The organism is Vibrio sp. Y176 (genome assembly GCF_033438945.1).
In genome coordinates this window covers 1-730 of sequence record NZ_JAWOQS010000468.1, presented here as the reverse complement: position 1 = coordinate 730, position 730 = coordinate 1, and the positions used below count along the sequence as shown (strand labels likewise).

Here is a 730-nt window from a genome sequence, read left to right as displayed (position 1 = left end):
AAAATGGTCGATGCAGCTCCTGGCCACTTTGAGATGATCTTGGATCAAAGTAATCCACAATACATGAACCTTCCTGGTATTGCCGTATTAATTGGTGGTCTTTGGGTAGCAAACTTATATTACTGGGGCTTTAACCAGTACATTATTCAAAGAACACTTGCTGCAAAATCAGTATCGGAAGCTCAGAAAGGTATTGTTTTTGCAGCGTTTTTGAAACTTATCGTTCCGTTTCTCGTGGTATTGCCAGGTATTGCCGCTTACGTTATTACTTCTGACCCACAACTAATGGCAAGCCTTGGTGATATTGCAGCAACAAACCTTCCAAGTGCTGCTAATGCGGATAAAGCATACCCTTGGCTAACTCAGTTCTTGCCTGTTGGTGTTAAAGGTGTTGTTTTTGCGGCTCTTGCTGCTGCAATTGTTTCTTCACTAGCATCAATGCTTAACTCAACAGCCACTACCTTCACTATGGATATTTACCAAGAGTATATCTCTCCTGTCTCAGGTGACCACAAGTTGGTGAATGTTGGGCGTACTGCAGCTGTGGTGGCACTAATTATTGCTTGCCTAATTGCCCCAATGTTAGGTGGTATTGGCCAAGCATTCCAATACATCCAAGAATATACAGGTTTAGTTAGCCCTGGCATTTTGGCTGTATTCTTACTTGGCTTATTCTGGAAGAAAACAACCAGTAAAGGGGCTATTATTGGTGTAGTAGCATCAATACCAA

General features: G+C 42.2%; 1 protein-coding gene. It reads left to right on the top strand.

Annotated elements, in window-relative coordinates:
* Positions 1-39: 39 nt before the first annotated feature.
* The coding region (locus tag R7O13_RS26740) for a sodium:solute symporter family transporter (RefSeq protein ID WP_318305191.1) at positions 40-730 on the top strand (691 nt) is incomplete at its 3' end.